This is a genomic window from Mesorhizobium sp. ISC15 (assembly GCF_037162615.1).
GTDB classification, from domain to species: Bacteria; Pseudomonadota; Alphaproteobacteria; order Rhizobiales; family Rhizobiaceae; genus Mesorhizobium; species Mesorhizobium mediterraneum.
Map to the genome: position 1 here is coordinate 5,475,136 of NZ_JAVSPX010000001.1, position 17,776 is coordinate 5,492,911.

Sequence of the window (17,776 nt, forward strand, 5' to 3'; positions counted from 1 at the left end):
AACAAGCCGTTACCACGGCGCGATATGACGTTCAGTTCAGGTGCTGCGCGAGGCAGCCTGGCTCTTCAGCTCAGTTTCCGACGGGCGCTTGGCTCGCCCAGTATTGTTCGACCTGGTCGACGAGCGCCTTCGGCAGCGGCACATAGCCGAGCGCGGCGGCGTCGCCCGCGCCCTGCGCGAAGGCGAGCCGGAAAAGGTCGTGCACGCGGCGATAGCGATGTTCCGAACGGCCCGAGACCTGAACGACCGCGAACACAGCCGTGCTGATCGGATAGGCGGCATCTCCGTCTCGATCGGTCAGCGAAGCGAAGAAATCGGTCGTTTGCGCCCAGTCGATGGACGTCGCAGCAGCCTGCACGCCGTCGGGCTCCGGCTTGACGAACTTGCCGGATTTGTTCTCGATCAGCGCGTAGGAAAGGCTGGCGCGCTGCGCCTGGCCGGATTCGGCATAGGCGATCGCCCCCTTCGTGTCATGCACGGCTCGAATGAGGTTCTGCGTGCCTTCGGCATCGGCGCCGAGCGGCCACGAGATCAGTGTGTTGGCGCCGTATTTGCTCTTCCACTCGTCGCTGACCGCCGACAGATACTCCGTGAACACAAAAGTCGAGCCGGACCCATCCTTACGGTGAAGAACGCTGATCCTAAGATCGGGCAGCGTCAGATCCGGATTCGCCGCCTTGATCGCGGGATCGGACCATGACTGGATCTTGCCCAGATAGATGTCGGCCAGAAGCGGCCCCGTCAGGCGAAGGCTTCCCGGGCCAATGCCGTCGAGATTGACGACGACGGCGATGGCGCCCATCACGATCGGAAACTGCTGGCGGCCGGCTTTCCTGAGGTCGGCGGCGTTGATCGGCGCATCCGTCGCGGCAAAGTCCATGTCCGGCTGGTCGAGACGCAGGATGCCGGCGAGCGAGCCGACGATCTCATAGTCAACCTTCCAATCGGGCGAGATATAGTCGCCGCCATCTGCGCGGGCGCTCTCGTAGGCCGTTGCCCATTTGCCGATGATCGGGGCAGCCAGTGTCGATCCAGCGCCGCGAATAGGCTCAGCCTGCGCAGCGGCACCGATCATCAAGGCAACAGCCAGCGTGATGGCGCCACTTGATCCGGTTATCTTCGGCCATTTGCGCCGAAGTGACGCAAAGCTTGCTGGAAACATCATGGCGATCCCCGACTATACTGCGCAAATAAAAATCTACTTTTCAGTCTTGGCAGATATCAACAGTCGTCCGCCCGGCGAACACACACCGGCCGAGAGACAACATTGCTCATCGTATGAACCTTGGTTAACAATTGGATGACAGAGATCTTGTGGGGCGAATCTTTTTTATTCGGATTTTCCGCGATCACTTGTCCCGCCCGTTCCTCGGACTCCTATGAAGAATTGGGGTCCGAAGGACTGGGCTCCAACGTTGCGCCTCGCGCTCACCCTTCTCCCCCTTGTGGGAGAAGGTGTCGCCGAAGGCGACGGATGAGGGGTGTTCCAGCTTGGCAACGACGGCGCTCCGTCCAACACCCCTCAACCGTCTTGGCGCTGCGCGCCAATCCACCTTCTCCCCCAAGGGGAGAAGGGGAGAAGGAAGTCTACGCAGCCCTCACTTCGCGTCGTGGAAGATGATGCCGACGGTATGGCGCATGCCGGAGCGAAGCCTACTGACGCCGTGCCTGAGATTGACGCGGTAGCTGCCTTTGCTGCCCTGGACCGGACGATTGTGCACCGCGAAGGCGACCGCATCGCCCTGGTGCAACGGCACCACCTCGGCCCGGCTCTGCATGCGCGGGCGCTGTTCGGTCAGCACGAACTCGCCGCCGGTGAAGTCCTTGCCGGGTTCGGACAGCAGGATCGCCACCTGCAGCGGGAAGGCAAGATCGCCGTAGAGATCCTGATGCAGGCAGTTGAAGTCGCCGGTACCATATTGCAGCAGAAGCGGCGTCGGCCGTGTCTGGCCCTGGTCATGGCATTGCTTGAGGAACGCGGCATGCTCGTCCGGATAGCGCTGGGCGATGCTCATGCGCTGGTTCCAGTCGTTGGCGACCGCGGCGAGGCGCGGATAGAGCGCGGTGCGCAAGCCGCCGATCAGCTCGGGCAAGGGATAGCGGAAATAGCGGTACTCGCCCTTGCCGAAGCCGTGCCGCGCCATATGGACATGGCTGCGGAAATGGCTCTCGTCCGGGTAAAGCCCGGCGACCTCCCGGCATTCTTGCGGCGTCAGCAGCTTTTCCATCACCGCGCAGCCATAGCCGCTCATCTCCCCGGCCAACGCCTGCCAATCATATGCGGCGACGCGCGTCTCCGCCGATCGGACCGCTGCCCTCGAACCTATCGAATGAATGGTCATGGCTTTGCCTCCTCTGGCTTCGTCCTGCCCATCAGATGGGTGAAACAGTGCGCGCGAACCACCCGTTTCCTGCCAAAGGGGTTGCATAGTTCGGTGTGTCGCGTCTCACAATCTCAAGCACCGGTGGCGCCGTTTTCGGGCGCTGGCCTGATCGCTCCGCCCCCCGAAGTAGCGAGGTAGAGGGCGGCGGCCAGCATGATCGTTGCCCCAAGCATGCCGACGAACGATGTCCGCTCGCCCAGGAAAAGTGCCGCGCCCAGGGCGCCGAACACGCTTTCGGCGCTGACGATTACCGCCGCGTGGCTGGCCGAGGTGAAACGCTGGGCAATCGTCTGGATGCCGAAGCAGACGGCGGTAGAGAATACGCCGAGCACAAGCAGTTGCGGCCAGGCATCGAACGCATTGGCAGGCGACAGATTGCCATGGAAGAAGCCGAGCGGCAGGCTGATCACCGCCGCGCCAAGGAACTGCGCCGCCATGGCGGTGAACGGGCGTCCATAGGTCTGCGCATGACGACCGAGCTCGACCATCCAGAGCGCGTAGCAGGCCGCCGACAGCATGATCGCCACATCGCCCTGGTTGAAGCTGGCGATGCCGCCGGACAAGAGCAGCGCGCCGACCAGCGTCAGGCCGGCGGCGAGGCCGACGGCCGCTGTCAGCCGCTCGCCGACCAGCAGCCACGCCGCGAAGGGCGTCATCACCGTCGCCGTGCTGACCAGAAAGCTGGCATTCGTCACCGACGTGCCGAGATAGCCGATCTGCTGCAGGACGATCGCGATTGCAAACAGCACGCTGACCCTTGCCAAGCTCGCGCGATAGAGGCCGCCTGGCGGTCGCCGGGGTTCGGTGGCGATCAGCGGCAGCACCAGGATCCAGCCGATCAGGCAGCGCATGCCGACCGCGCTCAACGGGTCGAGATGGTCCAGAATGGTCTTCTGCGAAACATTGCCGAGGCCCCATAGTGCCGCGGCGAACAGAAGCAGAAGATTGGCATGCAGCTTCGACATCGGTCTTCCCCTCGCTTTGGACGTCGAGGGAAGGCTGGCTGAACCCCGCTTACGGATCGCCTACGCGTTGGAATCGGACGGGGCGTTGCCCTGGATCAGCTTCACCCGCCGCGAAGTGTCATGGATTTCGGCAAAATCGAGCCCATATCCTTGATATGGAGCTTTGAGCGTGAAACTCGCGCGTGTAGCCCTGATTGCCGCGGCTTTTGTAGCCGCTGTGTTCGTTTGTTTTTCTTCCACAACCGGAGAGGCGAACGGCCAGGAGAGGATTGCGCTGCGCGTCGAGATAGACGGCGCCATCGGTCCGGCGAGCGCCATGCAGCTCGAGGAAGCGCTGGCGGTAGCCGCGCAGCGGAACGCCGAGGTTCTCATCCTGCAGATGAACACGCCCGGCGGGTTGGTCACCAGCATGCGCGAGATCATCGCCGATATGCTCGCCTCGCCGGTTCCCGTCATCGGCTATGTCGCGCCCGCCGGTGGTCATGCGGCGAGCGCCGGAACCTACATCCTCTACGCAACCCATGTGGCGGCGATGGCGCCCGGCACCAATCTGGGTGCGGCAACGCCGATCGAGATGGGCGGACCGCTGCCATCCTTTCCCGGCGGCGACGACAAGAACAATGGCCCAGGAGCCGGCAAAGACCAGAAGAACCCGCCAGCGGGCGATGCGATGATCGCCAAGGCGACGAACGACGCGGTTGCGTTGATCCGCAGCCTGGCTGAACTGCGCGGGCGCAATGCCGAATGGGGTGAAAAGGCCGTGCGCGAGGCGGCCAGCCTGTCGGCCAACGCGGCGCTGCAGGAGCATGTCGTCGACTTCGTCGCCCGCGACACGACCGAGCTGCTTCAGCTGGCTGACGGCCGCACGGTGGAAATGGCCGGCAGGAAAGAGGTGCTGGCGACGAAAGGGCTGCCGGTTGAAACGCTGGAGCCCGGCTGGCTCATCCGGCTTCTCGCTGTCATCACCGACCCGAACATCGCCGTGATCCTGATGCTGATCGGCGTTTATGGCCTCGTCTTCGAGTTCACGAGCCCGGGCGCGGTCGCGCCCGGCGTGATCGGCACGATCTGCCTTCTGCTCGGACTCTATGCACTCAATCTCCTGCCGATCAGCTATGCCGGCCTTGCCTTGATGCTGCTTGGCATCATCTTCCTCGTGGTCGAGGCCTTCAACCCCACAGTGGTGCTTGGGCTGGGAGGCGTGGCTGCCTTTCTGCTGGGCGCTGCCATGCTGCTCAGGATCGAGGGGCCCGGCTTCGAGATGTCGTGGGCCGTCATCGGCACCGCCGCCGCCCTGACGCTCGGCCTGGCGCTGTTGACCGGCAGCTATCTGTGGGCGGCCCGCAAGAACGCTCCGCGTGTTGGCGCACAGGCCATGCAAGGGCTGCCGGCCAAGGTCCTCGACTGGGAGGGCAGCGAGGGTCACGTGCTCGCCCGAGGCGAGCGCTGGCGGGCGAAGGCCGACGAACCCTTTGCAGTCGGCGACAGCGTCGAGGTGGCTGATGTCAGGGGTCTCGTGCTGACGATACGGCGCCGCAATGCGGGAAGCGATGGAGCAAGGCAATGATCATCGGTTATGTGGCCTATCTGGTAGCAGCGCTCGTCGTGCTCATGTTCCTGTCCGCGGCCATTCGCATCCTGAGGGAATATCAGCGCGGCGTGGTCTTCACGCTCGGCCGTTTCACCGGGGTCAAGGGGCCCGGCCTGATCATCCTCATCCCCTTCGTGCAGCAGATGGTGAGGGTCGACCTGCGGGTGGTGGTCCAGGATGTTCCGCCGCAGGACGTGATCTCGCGCGACAACGTCTCGGTGAAGGTCAACGCGGTGCTGTATTTTCGTATCGTCGACGCCGAGCGGGCGGTGATCCAGGTCGAGGACTTCATGGCCGCGACCAACCAGTTGGCGCAGACCACATTGCGCTCGGTGCTCGGCAAGCATGAGCTCGATGAAATGCTGGCCGAGCGTGACAAGCTCAACAGCGACATCCAGGAGATCCTCGATCAGCGAACCGATGCCTGGGGCATCAAGGTCTCTGATGTCGAGATCAAGCATGTCGACCTCAACGAGAATATGGTCCGCGCCATCGCCAAGCAGGCCGAGGCCGAACGGCTGCGGCGTGCCAAAGTGATCAATGCCGACGGCGAACAGCAGGCGGCGGCAAAACTCGTCGAGGCCGGCAAGATGCTGGCCGAGGCACCGCAGGCCATGCAGCTGCGCTATTTCGAGGCGCTCCACGACATCGCCGGTGAGCGCTCGTCGACGGTCGTGTTTCCGCTGCCGGTGGATCTCCTCGCTCATTTCATCAAGCAGCAAGGTGGAGGCGGAGGCGGCTGAGCGCGTAATCTCCCCCTCGAGGGGGAGATGGCCGCGAAGCGGCCAGAGGGGGTCGTCTCACATAGATCGCCGACGCCTTCCTCTACGAGAGACGGCGCTGACGCCCCACGCGCGGCGACCCCCTCTGTCGCCTTCGGCGACATCTCCCCTCAAGGGGGGGAGATCAGCACCCTCACCTCCGCCAAGGCGGCTCTGGCGCAAAGCGCTTGCCGATCCAGTCGGCGAAGGCGCGCGTCTTGGCCGCTTGCCCCTTGGCTGAAGGCATCACGATATAGACCGCGCCCTCGTCGGCGAGCGTCCAGTCCTCCAGAACAGGCACCAGCCGTCCGTCGGCGAGTTCGCGTCCGACCAGCCAATCCGTGCTCATCATCAGGCCGACGCCCTGCACGGCGGCCTGGACCAGCACCTCGGCATCATCGGTGACCAGCGGCCCGGAAACCTCGATACGGACGCGACGGCCCGTGCCGTCGGTCATCTCCCAGGCGGGAAAGGTCTGGAACCCGGTGAAACCCAGGCAAGCATGCTCGACAAGCGCCTGCGGCCTGGCCGGCGTGCCCGCGCGAGCAAGGTAGGACGGTGCGGCGCACAGCAGCCGGCGCCGCGTCGCCACCTTGCGCGCCACCAGGCGCGAATCCTCCAGCGCGCCGAGACGGACGGCGACATCGAAATTCTCGGCGACGAGATCGACGAAACGGTTGGAGAACTCGGCCTCGATGCGGACGTCGGGAAATTCGGCGAGAAATTCTGGCAGCAGCGGTCCGATCCACATGCGCCCGAACGATCCGGGCAGCGCCAGTCGCAGCACACCGCGCGGCCCGCCGCCGGCATGCGCCGACGCAGCCGCCTCGGCCTCATCGACTGCGGCCAGGATGGCGCGGATGCGGACGAGGAACTCCGCTCCCGCCTCGGTCAGCGACACGCTGCGCGTCGTCCGGTGCAGCAACCGCACGCCGAGCCGCTCCTCCAGCGAAGCGAGGCGACGCGACAGGATCGTCGCGTCGCGTCCGACGCGCGCCGCCGCTTTGGTGAAGGAGCGTGCCTCGGCGATCGCCGCGAAGGCTGCCATCTCGGCCAGTGCGGCCGGTTCATGGGATTGCTGCATCTGGCGCATAACTCAACTGCAAAATCCAAGGATTATGCAGAGATAGCGCAGCAGCTAGTTTCACTCAATCCCATCTATTGGCCCGTCGGCCGATCAACCGGAGTGAGACCATGAAAGCCATCGAACTGACTGCACCCCGACTGGACGCCTTTCGCGCGGCAACCGTTGCCACACCTGAACCGCAGCGCGGCGAAGTGCTGATCCGCCTGCGCGCCGGGAGCCTCAATTTCGTCGATGTCGCGGTGGCGAGCGGCAATTATCCTGGTCCGAGCTTTCCGCTCATTCCGGTCGTCGACGGCGCCGGCGAGATCGTCGGCATCGGCGAGGGCGTGTCGAGGCTCGCCGTTAACGACCGCGTCATCGCCCATGCAAAGCCGCACTGGATCGGCGGCCGTCCGCGGCCCTACGAGACGACCGAGATGCGCGGCCTGACGCTACCCGGATCGCTCGCCGAATATGTCGCGCTGCCGGCCAATGCCGTCGTGCCGGTGCCGGCGCATTTGTCCTTCGAAGCGGCGGCGACGCTGCCGATCGCCGGCACCACCGCGTGGAATGCGATCCGCGCCGCCGATGTCGGGCCGGGATCGGTCGTCGTCCTGCTCGGCACCGGCGGTGTCTCGATCCTGACCCTACAGCTTGCCAAGGCCGCCGGCGCCACGGTCGTCATCACCTCGTCATCGGACGAGAAGCTGGAGCGCGCCAGGGCGCTCGGCGCCGATCACCTCATCAACTACCGCACGACGCCGGACTGGGACACGAGGGTGCTCGAACTGACCGAGGGCGTCGGCGCCGACCTGATCGTCGAGACCGGCGGATCGGCCACCTTCGCCCGCTCGGTCAACGCCGCCGCGCCCGGCGGCACGGTGTTCACCATCGGCTTCGTCACCGGCGCCGAGACCACCGCAAACCTGCTGCCGATCATCGTCAAGGCACTCAGGGTGGTGGGCAACAATACCGGCTCGGTTTCCGACCTGCGCGACGCCGCCCGCGCCATCGCCGCTGCCCGTATCGAGCCGGTCATCGACACGGTGTACAGCCAGGACCAGGCAGCCGAAGCCTACGCACACATGGCGGCCGGCGGCCGGCATTTCGGCAAGCTGGCTTTTGCGCTGTCGTGGTGAGTCTGGACAGGGCGCCGTAGTTGAAGCTGCCAATCTCCCCACGACGGGGAGATCGACAACTTCACGGCCTCCGCTAAATCAGCTTCTCCAGCGTGATCGGCAGATCCCGCACCCGCTTGCCGGTGGCGTGGAACACCGCGTTGGCGATCGCCGGAGCAACGCCGACGATGCCCAGCTCGCCGACGCCCTTGCCGCCGAGCACCGAGGAATGCAGGTCGGGGATGCCGACCGAGATCACCTCAATGTCGGGAATATCGGCATTGGTGGCGATGAGATAGTCGGCCAGATTGTTGTTGACGACGCGGCCGTGGCGGCGGTCGACGATGCCTTCCTCCAGCAGCGCCTGGCCGATGCCCATGATGATGCCGCCCTTCCACTGGCTTTCGGCGAGCTTGGGATTGTAGAGCCGGCCCGAATCGAGCGCCGACACCACGCGCGACACGCGAACCGTGCCAAAGTCCTCGTCGACGCGCACCTCGATGAAATGCGCGCACCAGCTGTGGCGGGAATAATCGCCCTCGGTGTGCGACAGCGCCATCGTTATGGTCGTATTGTTCTTGTAGCGATCCTCCGCCGTCCAAGTGGCCGGCGTGGTGTCGCCCATCGCCTCGATCTGCTCGCGTCCGACGCTGCCGAGCAGCTCGGCGATCGAGACATCCGGACCGTCGCCGCGCGGTGACCTTATGCGGCCCTCACTGACGACCAGCGTGTTGGCCTGCAGCGCATGGAACGGCGAATTGGGATCGCTGATCGCCAGCCCGACCAGCTCATCGAGCGCGGCAGTCGCCGCCTTGTGCACCGCGCCCGTCATCACGCCGGCCAGCCGCGACCCGCCGGTGACGCCTGCTCGGGCATAGCGCGAGTCACCTAGCTTCACCACGACGTTCTCAGCCGGCACGCCCACCACTTCGGCGGCGGTCTGCGCCAGGATCGTATAGGTGCCCTGCCCCATGTCGATGCTCGAGCTTTCGACCTCGACCGAGCCGTCGGTGAGGATGCGCACCATCGCCTCGCCATAGGCGCGCCGCACCGGATAGGTGCCGGCGGCAACGCCCCAGCCGATCAGCTGATTGCCGTCGCGCATCGAGCGCGGCTCGCGTGGACGCTTCGACCAGCCGAAGGCTGCCGCGCCAACCGCGAAGGCCTCCCGCAACTGCCGCGTCGACCACGGCTTCTTCACCTCCGGATCCTGCTCGGCATAGTTCCTGAGCCGGATTTCCAGCGGATCGATGCCGACCTCATAGGCGAGCTCGTCGATCGCGCTTTCGATGCCGAAGGCGCTCGGGTTCTCGCCCGGCGCACGCAACGCACCCGGCACCACGGTGTTCACCCGCACGACATTCTGCCGCGATGAGAAATTCGGCGTCGCATACATGATCGAAGTGACCGAGCCGAGCGGCTCGACCCACATGCCGTCGACCGAAGTCTCGTTGACGCCGCGATGCACGATCGACTGGATCCGTCCCTCTGCGTCGGCACCGAGCGCCACCGTCTGGCGCGTTGCCGCCCGTCCGCCATAGGCGGTGAAGGTCTGCGGCCTGGTGACCGCGAGCTTCACCGGCCGTCCCAGCATTTTCGCGGCCATCGCCGCCACCGCGCCGTAGCCGTAGGCGAACGCCTTGGAGCCGAAGCCACCGCCGATATAGGGCGAGACCAGGCGCACATTCTCGAACGGCACGCCGAACCATTCGGCATAGGTCCGCGCCATGCCGTCGAGCCATTGGCTGGGCTCCCACACCGTCAGCCGGTCGCCTTGCCAATGCGCGATCAGGCCATGCGGCTCCATCGGCGCCTGGTATTCGCGCGGCGTGTTGTAGGCGGCGCAGATGCGCACCGGGGCGGCGGTGAAAGCCGCTTGTGCATCGCCCCATTCCTTGGTCATCGTGTCGACCGGAATGCCGTCGCCGGCCTTTGGATCGTCGAGATCAACGATGGCCGGCGTCTCGTCATAGCTGACCTTGACCAGCGCCGCGGCCGCGACCGCCTGCTCGAAACTCTCGGCAACCACCGCCGCGACATGCTGGCCGCTGAAGGTGATGTCGCGCGCCAGCGGGCAATAGGGAACATCCGGCGGCGGCGTGCCCAGCCAGTCCGTCGCGGTGTTGAGGCGCAACACATTGTCCGGCGTCAGCACCAGAAGCACGCCGGGTGCGCTTTCAGCGGCGGCGGTGTCGATCGACCGCACCTTGCCGGCCGCAATCGTGCTCTCGACGAGAACGGCGTGGCTGAGCCCTTCGAGCTGCTGCTCGACCGCGTATTTTGCGGCACCGGTGATCTTGGCCGGGCCATCGACGCGCGACAGCCGCCCGCCCACTGCCTCTGCAAAGATGGCGCCGTCCGATGCGTCGCCCCTCTTCGATTCACTTTGTCGGGTTCTGATCTCGTGAACGGTCATGCCGTTTCTCCAACTTTAAGGATGGCGCGGGCGACGACGCGCGGCGCCAGTTCGATCTTGTAATGGTTGGCGCCGTGGTCGACGGCGCCCTCGATGGCGAGCAGGCTGGCTTGCTTGACGATATCAGCCTCCAGCAACTTGCCTTTCAGCGCCTCTTCCACGGCGCGTGCCCGCCACGGCTTGGTGGCGACACCGCCAAGCGCCACACGCAAATCCCTGATCGTGCGGCCGTCGGCCTCGAATTCGACGCCGACAGCAGCGCTCGCCACGGCAAATTCGTACGACTGGCGGTCACGGACTTTCAGATAGGTCGAACGTCCCGCAGCGGCGGAAGCAGGAATGCTGATCGCGGTGATCACCTCGCCTGGCTCGATCGCATGCTCTCTGTCGGGCGTGGCGCCCGGCAGGAGAAAAAAGTCGCCGGCCGCGACCTGGCGGTCGCCGAGATGGACTGTTGCGTCGAAGGCGACCAGCGCCGTCGCCAGATCGCCCGGATAGGTGGCGATGCAGGCCTCGCTGGTGCCGAGCACGGCATGGCCGCGGGTGACGCCGCCGATCGCCGAGCAGCCGCTGCCGGGCGTGCGCTTGTTGCAGGCGGGAAAGTTCGCCGGATCGCGGAAATACGGACAGCGCGTGCGCTGCATCAGATTGCCGCCGATAGTCGCCATATTGCGGAGCTGCGCCGAGGCCGTCTGCCACAGCGCTTCCGAGACGGCGGGGAACCGGCTTTTTATCTCGGCATGGTCGGCGACGCTGCTCATCCTGGCCAGCGCGCCGATGGTGACGCCCCGGTCATCGACCGTGATCGTATCCAGTCCCTTGAGATGGCTGATGTCGACCACGGTTTCGGGTTCGGTGACGCCGCATTTGGCGAGATCGATGAGGGTGGTGCCGCCGGCGAGCAGCATGGCGCCGGGCAGCGCCGCCGCCTGGCGTGCCGCATCGACGGAATTGGCGCGCAGATACGAAAAATCCCTCATGACGCGGTCTCCATGGATGACGCAACCTCCAGTGCCGCCTGGCGCACGGCGGCGACGATGTGCGGATAGGCGCCGCAGCGACAGAGATTGCCGGCCATGTATTCGCGGATCTCGTCATCCGAGCCGGCATGGCCTTCGCGGATGCAGGCGACCGCCGACATGATCTGTCCCGGCGTGCAGTAGCCGCACTGGAAGGCGTCCTGTTCGAGGAAGGCGGCCTGGACCGCGTGCAGCGTGCCGTCGCCATCGGCAAGCCCTTCGATTGATGTGACCGCCCTGCCCTGGGCCTGGGCGGCAAGCGTCAGGCAGGCCAGCACGCGCTGGCCGTCGACATGCACGGTGCAGGCGCCGCATTGGCCCTGGTCGCAGCCTTTTTTGGTGCCGGTCAGGCCGAGATGATCGCGCAAGGCGTCGAGCAGCGTGACGCGCGGCTCGACCTCCAGTTCATGGCGAAGTCCGTTGATCTGAAGTTGGATGGGAATTCGGGTTTTGCTTGTCATAGGGGCGTCTGGCTCCAGTTTGCTTGACGCGGAGGGGAGTGATCTGATGCCCGGCCGGCGAGCGGCAAGGTCACCAGGTGGCTAGGTCTGGCGGCTCCCCGGTGATTGGCGAAAGCGGCGGAGCGCATAATCTCCCCCCTTGAGGGGGAGATGGCCGCGAAGCGGCCAGAGGGGGTCGCCTCGCATAGAGCGCCAACCTCCATCTGCCGCAGGAGGCCGCGCCCGGTCGAACCGACCCCCTCTGTCGCCTTCGGCGACATCTCCCCCTCGAGGAGGGAGATCACGCTCTCGCCGGCTTGCAGGCTTTCAACACGTGACATACGCGTTCCCCTGATTATATGATAAAGGTGCTCCACTAAAACGGAGGCGCCTCCGTTTATTACGTGGGGGCTGAACCCGTCGGGTTCAAGCCCCGTATTTGCAGTGGAGAAAAAATTGGCTTCACAGCCGCCCGCAACCGCCAAAGACAAGCCCGACGCGACAGCGGCAAAACCGTTGCGCGCCGATGCGCAGCGCAACCGCGACGCGCTGGTCGAGGTCGCGGCAGTGGCCTTTGCCGCACATGGCGTCGATGCCTCGCTGGAAGAGATCGCGCGCCAGGCCGGCGTCGGCATCGGCACGCTCTACCGGCATTTTCCGACGCGCGAGCATCTGGTCGAGGTGGTCTACCGGCGCGAAGTGGAAAGTCTGTGCGCGGCCGCAGACGAACTCGCCCTTCACCACCCGCCCGACGTCGCGCTCGAACAATGGATGCAGCGCTTCGTCGACTACATCGCCACCAAGCGCGGGCTGGCGACAAGCCTGCGCATCCTGCTCAACACCAATTCAACCCTGTTCTCGGACATGTCCGGCCGGGTGTCGCTCGCTTTGCGGCGGCTGATCGAAGCGGCGGTGGCCGATGGCTCGATCCGCAGCGACGTCGACGCCTCCGACGTGCTGCACGCGCTGGGCGGCATCTATTCGGCGCCCGATACCGACGACTGGCGCGACCGCTCGCGTCGGCTGGTATCGCTGCTGATGGATGGGCTGAGGTTTGGGGCGGGCAGGTCGGCGAAGGATAGCGGGTGAAGGCTGGGCCGCCGAAAGCGCGGCGCTCGGACGAAGTCCGCTTTGCGCCGGCAGCTGCCCCACCCAAGGGTTATAGCCAAGGGTTATAGATAGTCGCGGACAAACATGCCGGCGCTGTGAAGAGCGCGCCTACCGGCACTCAACCCCGCATTCCAAACCGGCCAAGCGTGAATCATATGCGGCCAAATTTCGAGACGTGCTTTGACGTCAGCCGCGCCAGCGGCTTCCGCGAGCCGAGTTGCGTCCGACAACAGCGTCTCGGCCGAACCGACTTGTATCAGCATTGGGGGAAATCCGCTCAGATCGGCGAACAACGGCGAGATCAGGGGATCGCGCCGACCAACGCCATGGCGAACATAGGCGGTTGCCAGTTCCTCCAGATACGCCCGGTGGATGATAGGGTCGATCGCGTCCTTAGTTGATAGTGTCGCGCCGGACATCGAAAGGTCCGTCCAGGGCGAAACCAGCCAAAGACATCGCGGCAGCCGCTCCCCTGCCGCGCGCAATATACTGACCAAGCACAGGGTAAGGTTGCCGCCCGCACTGTCTCCGCCAACCACGATGCGATCCGGCGCGATGCCTTGCCGGCTCAGAAAGCGCCATGCGGTGAGCGCGTCTTCATGTTGCGCAGGGAAAGGATGTTCCGGTGCGCGTCGATAATCGATCGCGAGGGTGCGCATTCCCATTGCTCGACCTGCCTCGGTCACCATTCGACGATGACTTTTGAGAGAGCCTGAGCAGTAGCCACCACCGTGGAAAAAGAGCAGAACCTTATCCCTGTCACTCTCAGGCGCTAGGGACCACTCTCCCTCGAGGCCATCGAAAACCGCATCCTCGCATCGGATGTCGTCCGCAATCGGCCACACCGAACCAACCTCGTCGAGCCGTGCCCGGCGTTCGTCCCAGCTCACCGGTCGCGGCTTTGACATCAACAACCTGCGGACGGCGTTGATCTCCGTCAGATCGACGTGTGCGTCCACATCGCTCATTTTGCTTCCCTAGCCTCATCAAGCATAGAAAACCGGCGGACGGCAGCAGCCACACGCATCCAATAAAGCGCCAATGCCAGCGCTGGGAATTTTTCGTTACAATTGAATACATGGGACGACAGTTCGCCCGCAAACCCGCTCGTCGTCTTTTTAGCACTGACCCACCTTTTAGCACTGACCACCTCCCGCACATGGTCGAATATTTCCATCTGATATTTGGCCGCTTCGGGCACATAGCTGTCCTTCAAGATGAAACATGGTACTCGGACGGCGCGCGAGAGGCTGGTGTTCGAAAGCGACGCCTAAGGGCGCCTAATCGAAACGCCAGCCTGTCGCCTTGCGCGGACGGCCGGTGCGGTTCGCCGAAGACATCATCGGCTCGAGGCTCGGATCGTCGATATTGCCGAAATCGGGCAAGCCATACTTGTACGCCCGGGGATGTGCAGGTGCTGCCCCCTTAGTCAATCTCATTCCAAGCTGCCCTTCACACAGCCTGGATGGGCTCTATCTGCATCTGGAGTCCAAATACTGGAGGACAGCACAATGAAGCACGTTCTCGCATTTGCACTCTTCATCGGCGCCGGATCGCTGTTTGCCACGGCAGCCTATGCCGAACCGCCGGACCATGCCCGCAACGATGACGCATCGCTCCATCCCGGTCATCAAGGGCACCTGTCGAGCGGCCGCGAATACCCAGGAAGACCTGCCACTGAGTTCCACGAGAGCCTAGAGGCGGAAGGAGAGCCGAGCTTTCCGACCGGTCCGGGTGGGTGGGCCGAGCAACAGAGCGACGGCGCCAACGTCCAGCGCAGCAGCACCGACGCAACGGCCGAGGGCAGGTAAACACAGGTCCTGACGGGTAAATCGGCAATGGCCGGTGCATGCACCGGCCATGATCCCGATAGCGGGAGAGCAGGAAGAAAATGACTGCGGCATGGATCGCAGGTCCATGAGGCCTAAACGATCGATGACCGGCTGACGGTCGTAGAGCCGCGCGCTTGCCGCGCCGCGATGGCACCCTCAAGCTCGCCTGAATGCGGCTGCTGCCCTTATTCGATGCCTCTTGGCGTTTCGGTCTAAGAGACTGAGATCCGCCTTCCAGCTGACTTCCCGCGCCGATTAATAGGTCAATCGGAAAGAGCGCCGAGCGCCATTGCCCGACGTTGGCAGTCAGCGTCGCGGGTGTCGCGATCCGCCGCGTCACTCGCAAGACCTTCCTGCGGCAGTGCCAATGGCTTTCCCAGACTGCAAAGGTATAGTGCTCGAAACTGGCGGGGTGGTGTGATGTCGACCATACTTGTGACTGGGGCAACAGGTGGGATCGGGCAAGCAATCTGCGAGCGCCTTGCGGCCAGTGGCACTCGGCTGATGCTAGCGGCCCGTAATCAGGTGCGACTTGAGTCGCTGGTTTCGAGCCTGCCTGCACCAGCCGACGGTTCGCATGAGGCCATACCGGTTGATATGGCATCCGATGCCGCATTGGTCGAGTTCGATCGACACCTCGCCACCTCCGCCCTGAAGCTTGATGGGGTGGTTCTTATGCCGCCCCAACCGCATTCGTCCGCTGACCCTATGCCCGAGCCAGAGGTCTGGCGAACACTGTTTCAGACAAGCTTCATTGGGCCGTTGTCCCTGTTGAAGTCGGCTATCGCTCGGATGGAACCGGCCCCCGAAGCAGGCCGTCGCTGCAAGGTCGTGATCATTTCCGGCATTTCTTCGGCTCAGGTTCTTAGCCACTATGCAACCGCCAACGTCATCCGCACTGCTTGGCTTGGAGAAGCGAAGACGCTTGCCTTTGCGCTGGGCGAAAGAGGTATTCATGTGAACACTCTTTCACTCGGCGGCACGCTGTCGCCCTGGTATCGGGATGCGATTGGCAGGCGTGCGCTAGATGCCGGCGTGACCTTTGAACAAAGGATTGCGGTCGAGACCGACAATATCCCACTCAAAAAGTATGGGACGCCGTCTGAAGTTGCCGTCGTCGTCGAGGGCTTGTTGTCGCCCCTCACTGATCACATGACAGGTTTGAACATTCTACACGATGGCGGCTTCACTCGGGCGTATTGAGGACGCCCTGAGCGCGATTGCGGGCTGACCTTCCATCTTGTCCGTGGTTGCCTGATCTGCCGTTTATTTGTCGTGCAACGCTCCCCTTTCACCGATTGCTGACGTTGAGCGCAACGGAGCTGAAGGTCGTTTTGGGGTCATTTTCCGGATGTTGACGCCCCTATGAACATGTAGGTGTTGAGGCCGAATGGTATTAGTCTGCGCGGTCTGGGGCTTCAGGGACGCGGCAAAGGAATGGATTTCAACTCAGGCCAAGGCTATTTCCTCATCGGCGGCCTCATCCTGGTCGGTGCCGGGCTCCTGATCCTTTCGCTGATCGTCAATATTCGTGTGGCACAAAGCGTGCGCCACGACATGCGCCATCGTGAAAAGCTGCTGGAATATTATCGCAACATCTTTTCCCAGCTCGGCGTCATCCTGATCGGCATTGGCGTTTCCCTGTTCATCTTCTTTTTTCAGCAGAATTATCAGGACCAGCGCAAACGCGAAACGGAACTCCAGCTGGTTCTCGCCAAACTGGCCGCGCGCATTGCTCGCGGCGCCGCCGTGGTCGAATACCTCGGCGAATTCGATGCGCTGCTGGACGATGGCGGGCCCTACGTCAGCCCGGAACTCGGTGGAACGAACACCGCGATCAGCGCACACGGGGCGGAACTCGGCAAGCAGGTCGCCAGTATCTTTTTGGTTGAGCGCGACGTTGAGGTTCAAGCGTTCGAGATCCTGAATTTGTCGCGCGATTTCGAAGCATCGTTCGTCGTCAACGAACTTGATCCCTCGCTGTGGTTCAACATCGTCCGGGATGAGAGCGAAATCAAATATGCCACCACGCAGCTCGCCCTCGACTACAAGGACCTGCAGGATGCGATCGGCGGAGACTCAATCGCGGTTGCGATCGCAAATCCTGGAAAGGAGGCAAAGATCAAGCAGGAGGTGCTCGACATCTTTTATGATGCCGACCTCTTGCGCCTGCGCAGCAGGAGACTTCTCGGCCGTGCGTGCTGGCTTTTCAGCGAGGGGCGGAACTTCGTCAACCTTGGACCGGTCAACGAGATCGAAGCCGATGCCAGGTCGCACCAGGAGTGGATCGACCGGTCGAAACCCTTCCTGACGCAGTTGAAATCGGGAAGCGGCGATTGCTTCAAATTGCTCCAGTTCAGCCCGGCACCCTGAGTTGAGACCAGCGTCTTGAGTTGGTCAAAACTCGATCAGCTGGCTGCCGCCAATCCACCGAACATCGATAACTATTGGAGCCCGAGAAAATGATCTCAGCCGAATACTGCCGACTTATGGCCCGTTACAACACTTGGCAGAATACCTCTTTGGTAACTGCCGCCGATGGGCTCACGAATGTGGATCGCTGGAAGGATCGAGGTGCGTTCTTCCAATCAATCGCAGCTACGCTGAACCATCTTTATTGGGCTGATGCCCTGATTCTACAGCGATTAAAGGGAACGAGCGCCCAGAGGAAACCATCAAGCACTCCCTCACAAGCCCATCGGATTGGGATGACTTCAAGACGCTCCGTTTGCAACGGAACGAGGAAATCGAAGAGTGGGCAGCACGATTGCTCGACGCGGACCTCAACGGGATGGTTGTTTGGTATCCTGGGGGAGGTTCAACGCGGATCGAGAAGCCAAAGGCTCTCTGTGTTGTTGAACTCTTCAACCATCAGACCCACCACCGGGGTCAGGTCCACGCGATGTTAACAGCAGCGGGTGCAGAACCAGAGCCAACTGACCTTTCGATGCTGGCATAGCTTGTCCGTTATGGGCTGATTGCGGGCGAGTGCTTTGTCGCGAAACTCCCGATTAAAACGACAGTTCTGCACCCGACTTCTGCGACAGATATGATCCATGACGACGGCCACCTGC

The 17,776-nt window shown here is 63.5% G+C and carries 18 protein-coding genes and 1 pseudogene; 9 read left to right on the forward strand and 10 right to left on the reverse strand.

Annotated elements, in window-relative coordinates:
• Nucleotides 1-70: 70 nt before the first annotated feature.
• From pstS to RPG13_RS26425, 3 genes are all read right to left on the reverse strand, one after another.
• Nucleotides 71-1,165: a phosphate ABC transporter substrate-binding protein PstS gene (gene pstS, locus RPG13_RS26415; protein ID WP_337126375.1), complete on the reverse strand. Its 1,095-nt coding sequence runs from the start codon at nt 1,163-1,165 to the stop codon at nt 71-73.
• 433 nt (nt 1,166-1,598) lie between these two features.
• The gene (locus RPG13_RS26420) at nt 1,599-2,342 is read right to left on the reverse strand and encodes a 2OG-Fe(II) oxygenase (protein WP_292220090.1); all 744 of its coding nucleotides are present in this window, start codon (nt 2,340-2,342) and stop codon (nt 1,599-1,601) included.
• A 113-nt stretch (nt 2,343-2,455) separates the two neighbouring features.
• Nucleotides 2,456-3,349: a DMT family transporter gene (locus RPG13_RS26425; protein WP_337126376.1), complete on the reverse strand. Its 894-nt coding sequence runs from the start codon at nt 3,347-3,349 to the stop codon at nt 2,456-2,458.
• Nucleotides 3,350-3,518: 169 nt separating this feature from the next.
• Between RPG13_RS26425 and RPG13_RS26430 the strand changes: the two genes are divergently transcribed.
• Nucleotides 3,519-4,916, forward strand: coding sequence for an NfeD family protein (locus tag RPG13_RS26430; RefSeq protein ID WP_337126377.1), 1,398 nt, complete (start codon nt 3,519-3,521; stop codon nt 4,914-4,916).
• Entirely contained in the window at nt 4,913-5,683 is a 771-nt protein-coding gene (locus RPG13_RS26435) for a slipin family protein (RefSeq protein WP_292505975.1), read from the forward strand. The genes RPG13_RS26430 and RPG13_RS26435 overlap by 4 nt, the downstream gene beginning before the upstream one ends.
• Nucleotides 5,684-5,855: 172 nt before the next feature.
• Here RPG13_RS26435 and RPG13_RS26440 read toward each other — a convergent pair whose 3' ends face one another.
• On the reverse strand, nt 5,856-6,785 hold the full coding sequence (locus tag RPG13_RS26440) for a LysR family transcriptional regulator (RefSeq protein WP_337126378.1): 930 nt from the start codon (nt 6,783-6,785) through the stop codon (nt 5,856-5,858).
• A 110-nt stretch (nt 6,786-6,895) separates the two neighbouring features.
• Here RPG13_RS26440 and RPG13_RS26445 point away from each other — a divergent pair, with 110 nt between their 5' ends.
• Nucleotides 6,896-7,906, forward strand: coding sequence for a zinc-dependent alcohol dehydrogenase family protein (locus tag RPG13_RS26445; protein WP_337126379.1), 1,011 nt, complete (start codon nt 6,896-6,898; stop codon nt 7,904-7,906).
• A 73-nt stretch (nt 7,907-7,979) separates the two neighbouring features.
• Here the strand turns inward: RPG13_RS26445 and RPG13_RS26450 are convergent, their stop codons facing one another.
• Genes RPG13_RS26450 through RPG13_RS26460 form a run of 3 tightly spaced genes read right to left on the reverse strand, consistent with a single transcriptional unit; the run spans nt 7,980 to nt 11,781 of the window.
• Nucleotides 7,980-10,301, reverse strand: a complete 2,322-nt coding sequence (locus tag RPG13_RS26450; protein ID WP_126105616.1) for a xanthine dehydrogenase family protein molybdopterin-binding subunit — start codon at nt 10,299-10,301, stop codon at nt 7,980-7,982.
• On the reverse strand, nt 10,298-11,281 hold the full coding sequence (locus RPG13_RS26455; protein ID WP_337126380.1) for an FAD binding domain-containing protein: 984 nt from the start codon (nt 11,279-11,281) through the stop codon (nt 10,298-10,300). Before RPG13_RS26455 ends, RPG13_RS26450 begins: the two co-directional genes overlap by 4 nt.
• Complete coding sequence (locus tag RPG13_RS26460; protein WP_337126381.1) at nt 11,278-11,781, reverse strand: (2Fe-2S)-binding protein; 504 nt, start codon at nt 11,779-11,781, stop codon at nt 11,278-11,280. Before RPG13_RS26460 ends, RPG13_RS26455 begins: the two co-directional genes overlap by 4 nt.
• A gap of 435 nt (nt 11,782-12,216) precedes the next feature.
• On the opposite strand from RPG13_RS26460, the gene RPG13_RS26465 reads away from it, so the two are divergent.
• Complete coding sequence (locus tag RPG13_RS26465; RefSeq protein ID WP_337126382.1) at nt 12,217-12,849, forward strand: TetR/AcrR family transcriptional regulator; 633 nt, start codon at nt 12,217-12,219, stop codon at nt 12,847-12,849.
• 83 nt (nt 12,850-12,932) lie between these two features.
• Here RPG13_RS26465 and RPG13_RS26470 read toward each other — a convergent pair whose 3' ends face one another.
• The 3 genes from RPG13_RS26470 to RPG13_RS26480 all read right to left on the reverse strand — a co-directional run bounded on the left by RPG13_RS26470 (nt 12,933) and on the right by RPG13_RS26480 (nt 14,309).
• A complete protein-coding gene (locus RPG13_RS26470; RefSeq protein ID WP_337126383.1) occupies nt 12,933-13,838 on the reverse strand; it encodes an alpha/beta hydrolase in 906 nt (301 codons plus the stop codon).
• On the reverse strand, nt 13,835-14,071 hold the full coding sequence (locus RPG13_RS26475) for a hypothetical protein (RefSeq protein ID WP_210212089.1): 237 nt from the start codon (nt 14,069-14,071) through the stop codon (nt 13,835-13,837). The genes RPG13_RS26470 and RPG13_RS26475 overlap by 4 nt, the downstream gene beginning before the upstream one ends.
• A 79-nt stretch (nt 14,072-14,150) precedes the next feature.
• Nucleotides 14,151-14,309, reverse strand: coding sequence for a hypothetical protein (locus RPG13_RS26480; RefSeq protein ID WP_292651573.1), 159 nt, complete (start codon nt 14,307-14,309; stop codon nt 14,151-14,153).
• Nucleotides 14,310-14,381: 72 nt separating this feature from the next.
• On the opposite strand from RPG13_RS26480, the gene RPG13_RS26485 reads away from it, so the two are divergent.
• The 5 genes and pseudogenes from RPG13_RS26485 to RPG13_RS26505 all read left to right on the forward strand — a co-directional run bounded on the left by RPG13_RS26485 (nt 14,382) and on the right by RPG13_RS26505 (nt 17,661).
• Nucleotides 14,382-14,681 (forward strand): hypothetical protein, encoded by a 300-nt coding sequence (locus RPG13_RS26485; RefSeq protein WP_292651571.1) that lies wholly within the window; start codon nt 14,382-14,384, stop codon nt 14,679-14,681.
• Nucleotides 14,682-15,122: 441 nt separating this feature from the next.
• Nucleotides 15,123-15,905, forward strand: a complete 783-nt coding sequence (locus RPG13_RS26490) for an SDR family NAD(P)-dependent oxidoreductase (RefSeq protein WP_127292923.1) — start codon at nt 15,123-15,125, stop codon at nt 15,903-15,905.
• A gap of 234 nt (nt 15,906-16,139) precedes the next feature.
• Complete coding sequence (locus RPG13_RS26495; RefSeq protein WP_337126384.1) at nt 16,140-17,075, forward strand: hypothetical protein; 936 nt, start codon at nt 16,140-16,142, stop codon at nt 17,073-17,075.
• 116 nt (nt 17,076-17,191) lie between these two features.
• Nucleotides 17,192-17,320, forward strand: a pseudogene (locus RPG13_RS26500) (DinB family protein); the annotation flags it as partial.
• 110 nt (nt 17,321-17,430) lie between these two features.
• Nucleotides 17,431-17,661, forward strand: coding sequence for a DinB family protein (locus RPG13_RS26505; RefSeq protein WP_337126385.1), 231 nt, complete (start codon nt 17,431-17,433; stop codon nt 17,659-17,661).
• The last annotated feature ends 115 nt before the right edge of the window (nt 17,662-17,776 follow it).

What these genes read in the sequence shown, in the direction of transcription:
- RPG13_RS26470 (WP_337126383.1), bottom strand. Translation starts at nt 13,838, where the DNA reads ATGAGCGATGTGGACGCACACGTCGATCTGACGGAGATCAACGCCGTC.
- RPG13_RS26445 (WP_337126379.1), top strand. Translation starts at nt 6,896, where the DNA reads ATGAAAGCCATCGAACTGACTGCACCCCGACTGGACGCCTTTCGCGCG.
- RPG13_RS26425 (WP_337126376.1), bottom strand. Translation starts at nt 3,349, where the DNA reads ATGTCGAAGCTGCATGCCAATCTTCTGCTTCTGTTCGCCGCGGCACTA.
- RPG13_RS26480 (WP_292651573.1), bottom strand. Translation starts at nt 14,309, where the DNA reads ATGAGATTGACTAAGGGGGCAGCACCTGCACATCCCCGGGCGTACAAG.
- RPG13_RS26420 (WP_292220090.1), bottom strand. Translation starts at nt 2,342, where the DNA reads ATGACCATTCATTCGATAGGTTCGAGGGCAGCGGTCCGATCGGCGGAG.
- RPG13_RS26485 (WP_292651571.1), top strand. Translation starts at nt 14,382, where the DNA reads ATGAAGCACGTTCTCGCATTTGCACTCTTCATCGGCGCCGGATCGCTG.
- RPG13_RS26455 (WP_337126380.1), bottom strand. Translation starts at nt 11,281, where the DNA reads ATGAGGGATTTTTCGTATCTGCGCGCCAATTCCGTCGATGCGGCACGC.
- RPG13_RS26490 (WP_127292923.1), top strand. Translation starts at nt 15,123, where the DNA reads ATGTCGACCATACTTGTGACTGGGGCAACAGGTGGGATCGGGCAAGCA.
- RPG13_RS26440 (WP_337126378.1), bottom strand. Translation starts at nt 6,785, where the DNA reads ATGCAGCAATCCCATGAACCGGCCGCACTGGCCGAGATGGCAGCCTTC.
- RPG13_RS26435 (WP_292505975.1), top strand. Translation starts at nt 4,913, where the DNA reads ATGATCATCGGTTATGTGGCCTATCTGGTAGCAGCGCTCGTCGTGCTC.
- pstS (WP_337126375.1), bottom strand. Translation starts at nt 1,165, where the DNA reads ATGATGTTTCCAGCAAGCTTTGCGTCACTTCGGCGCAAATGGCCGAAG.
- RPG13_RS26460 (WP_337126381.1), bottom strand. Translation starts at nt 11,781, where the DNA reads ATGACAAGCAAAACCCGAATTCCCATCCAACTTCAGATCAACGGACTT.
- RPG13_RS26450 (WP_126105616.1), bottom strand. Translation starts at nt 10,301, where the DNA reads ATGACCGTTCACGAGATCAGAACCCGACAAAGTGAATCGAAGAGGGGC.
- RPG13_RS26495 (WP_337126384.1), top strand. Translation starts at nt 16,140, where the DNA reads ATGGATTTCAACTCAGGCCAAGGCTATTTCCTCATCGGCGGCCTCATC.